The sequence below is a fragment of the Tepidimonas sp. genome, from assembly GCF_046292505.1.
Lineage (GTDB): Bacteria > Pseudomonadota > Gammaproteobacteria > Burkholderiales > Burkholderiaceae_C > Tepidimonas.
Window position 1 is genome coordinate 1 of record NZ_JBKBQX010000050.1, and the last position, 3,156, is coordinate 3,156.

Below are 3,156 nucleotides of genomic sequence, written 5' to 3' on the forward strand. Positions count from 1 at the left end.
TCGCCATCGACATGCAACCGGGCAGCGCACTGCCCAGTTGGCTGGCCTCCCTGTTGGGGTGGGACGCCTCCACCGCCAATAGGCCCATCCAGCGCCGTAGTTCATTAGCTGGTCGTTCTGGTAGACGTCGACCGCCACACCCGCGCCGTGTTTGTAGTCGATAGCCCACAGCCAATGTATCGACGGAACGTACACAGCGACGTCGCCAGTGCCGCCGACTTCGCCGGGTGCGTTCTCTGTCGGCAGTACGAGCTTGCGTTCGCTGTAGACAACGGCGTCCGGGTAGGTGTCGACAAGGTTGTAGATGTAGTCGAGTGCATCTTGCACCGCGTTACACATGTCTTGGTCGACGGCTTGACACCAGAAATCCGAATACTCGATCCACGCTTCGGCTGCGGATCGACAGTTGTTCTTAAGCGCGGCTTCCAGCAGGTGGTGGGCGTTCGTCCCTTCCTGCGCGTAGACACTTGGCGGGCGCTTGGGCACGGAAGCAGCCAGCCGGACAGACCCGTGGCATTTCGTCCACCGATGGGCTTCCGACGCTCGGTACTTGGACGGCTTGCTGCTTCCGTGTTCCATGCTACTGCGCCACCGCGAAGTGGGGAATGACCGCCGCGTAGTATTCGGGCGGGATGTCCGTCAGCTTCTTGTAGCCGAGGCTTTCCAGCTTTTCCTTGGCAGCCTTGGCTTTGTACGCGGCGGTGTACGCCTGTACTGCGGCCTGGACGTGCTGCAAGGTGTAGCCACCGGCCGCAGCGGACGCAGCCGGGGGTGCCGGAGGCGCAGGCGGTGCGGGCGGGGGCGGCGGAGGAGCCGGGGGTGCCGCAGCGGGCGGCGGAGGCGGCGGGGGTGCCGGAGGAGCCGCAGGCGCAGCCGGAGGGGCTGGCGGCGGGGGTGGGGGCGGCGCTGCGGGACGCGGCGGAGCCGGAGGGGCGGGCGGCGCGGCAGCGGGAGCCGCAGCGCCGGTCATCGCAGCGAGGACGCGTTGCGCCACCGCTGGATCGTCGGTTTCAAAATGGAACTTCACGGAGAGCCTCCTAGATGTTGACGTTTAACATGTTAAGCCACGCAGCCGTTAGATGTCAAGAGGCGTTGCGTGCATCGCCTCCCCTTCCACTTCCGCAATGGAAGCGGTCTTGTCAGCCACGACGCGGTTGACCACTTCGTCAAGCGTGTTGGCCAGAGATATGAAGCGCGCTCTTACGTTACGCACTTGCCCGATACGATGTACGCGCATGATAGCCTGCGCATTGCCTGCCGGTGTCCAGTCGCTTTCAAGCATGTCGATTTCGCAGGCTGCCGTAAGGGTTAATCCTGTACCGGCAGCGCGTATGTTGCCTATGAAAACGCGACAGTCTGGGTTCTCTTGAAACGAAGACACCGCCGCCTGCCTGTCGCGCTCCGGCGTATCGCCGTTAACGACCACGACATGGTGGCCGTTGACAGCAAGGATGTCTCGCACGGTCATAAGCGCGTATTTGTGGATGCCGAACACGACGCGCTTATCAGCGCCTCCGTAGGTCAATTCGTCATGCAGCATGTAGGCGTACGGTATCGCCTTGGCTTCACCTATCAGCCTGCGCAGCGTCGATATGTATTGAGCGTCGAGGAAGCTAAGGCCCCCTTGCTCAAGCGCCGAGACGATAGAGCGCTCAAGCCCTGGGTACTCTGCCAGCATTTGACGGACGTTGTCTGTGTCGCCGTCGACGACGGTACTGGTCATGAAGATAGGCGGTAGCTGTAGCCCTACTTCCTTTTTGGTACGACGTATGGCGTTGTTCTCGATCAGCGCTTTCAGTTCCGGCACCATCTCAGGTTTAGGAGACTGGCGCGTACCGTACGTCATTTGCCGTATGGTAAAATACCGCTTTGTGAACTGCGACAACGTCAACGGCATGGCGTCGACGAATTTGAGGAAGGTGTAGATGTCGACAGGATCGTTCGGCATCGGCGTTCCTGTCAGGTGCCAAGCGTGCTGCGCCCATGATGTCACGCCGTCATAGCCGCCCGCGTCCTGTCCGAGTATGGCGCGCGTACGGGACGTGTTGACGTTCTTTAGGAAGTGCGCTTCATCCAGCGCCATGAAGTCAAGAAACTCGCCCTGTTCCATAATACGCGGATGCCATTTAGTAGCAAGTTCGTAGCTGGTTATCAGTACGTCGAACCTGTCGCGTGACCACGCCACGAAGTCATGTATATTCTGCCCTTTGCACAGGCGCAGATCGTAGTCAGAGAATTTGCGAAACTCTGTGATCCAGTTCTGCCGCAGCATGGCCGGACATATGATCATGCCTCGCCGTCCGCCGATCTTGTTAATTGCCTTGATCGTGGTGGCAGTTTTGCCGACGCCCATTTCGTCGTGCAACCCTGCGCGTTCGCGGCCTGCCATCCAGGACGCGCCGTCGTCCTGGTACTGGAATACGGGCATAGGCATGGGCTATTGGCTTCTCTGCGAAAAGACCGCCGCCGCCACGCGTCCGTAATCGTTGGTTCGTACCTGTCGCCCTTTCTCGATGCGATGCAGGGTATGATGCTTGACGCCTATCAGTTCGCCCGCTTTGCGCAGGCTGTAGCCCGCCGCTGTGCGCCATGCGTGAAGGCCCAGCCGCAGGGCTTCCCAATTTATCGGCTCCGGCTCCTGCGCCTTGGCAAGCTGTTCCTTGGCGTGCTGTTCCAACGCCGCGACGGCGCGCTTGTTGCTGACGGCCAGCGCCTTGAGGACCGCGCCTGCCGTACTGCGGCCCTGCGTGCCGGGGCTGGTCGAGAAATACTTGTCGATGGCGTCAGCGTTACGTTGTAGCAGCTTGATCGTATCTAGGTAGTTCATGATCACGCCCCCGTGTCTGCGTTGCGGTATGCAAGTCTGTACTCTGCGTCGCTACGGTTCTTAAGCGGCTCCTGTACCGTGCGCAGTACATGTACCAGCCCGAAGTATGCCAGCATGGCGGCTTCTGCCCGGTCGACCAGGATACCGCCTTTCGGCCCGCGCCACATGCGCCTGTAGTCCGGCAGGATTTCGTCGGCACGGGCGACAATCTGCCGGTCGCGCTCGCCTGCCTTTTCGTTCTTCGCTTTGCCGGGTACGGACAGCAGCTTTTTCCACGTCATCGGCGGAACAGTCTCGATTGGCAGCCGCGCTATGACGCAAGCCATGTA

At 60.8% G+C, this 3,156-nt stretch carries 5 protein-coding genes; all 5 read right to left on the reverse strand.

Annotated elements, in window-relative coordinates; all coding sequences use genetic code 11:
* The coding region (locus ACK4TH_RS11240) for a DUF2800 domain-containing protein (protein WP_409626504.1) at positions 1-579 on the reverse strand (579 nt) is incomplete at its 3' end.
* Between the two features lies 1 nt (position 580).
* A complete protein-coding gene (locus ACK4TH_RS11245) occupies positions 581-736 on the reverse strand; it encodes a hypothetical protein (RefSeq protein WP_409626507.1) in 156 nt (51 codons plus the stop codon).
* Positions 737-1,075: 339 nt separating this feature from the next.
* A complete protein-coding gene (locus tag ACK4TH_RS11250; protein WP_409626510.1) occupies positions 1,076-2,434 on the reverse strand; it encodes a DEAD/DEAH box helicase in 1,359 nt (452 codons plus the stop codon).
* Positions 2,435-2,437: 3 nt separating this feature from the next.
* A complete protein-coding gene (locus tag ACK4TH_RS11255) occupies positions 2,438-2,827 on the reverse strand; it encodes a helix-turn-helix domain-containing protein (RefSeq protein WP_409626516.1) in 390 nt (129 codons plus the stop codon).
* A gap of 2 nt (positions 2,828-2,829) precedes the next feature.
* On the reverse strand, positions 2,830-3,156 hold a 327-nt coding region (locus tag ACK4TH_RS11260; protein ID WP_409626513.1), incomplete at its 5' end, for a hypothetical protein.

Excerpts from the sequence above, each read along its gene's own strand:
- ACK4TH_RS11255 (WP_409626516.1), bottom strand. The coding sequence starts at position 2,827 with ATGAACTACCTAGATACGATCAAGCTGCTACAACGTAACGCTGACGCC.
- ACK4TH_RS11250 (WP_409626510.1), bottom strand. The coding sequence starts at position 2,434 with ATGCCTATGCCCGTATTCCAGTACCAGGACGACGGCGCGTCCTGGATG.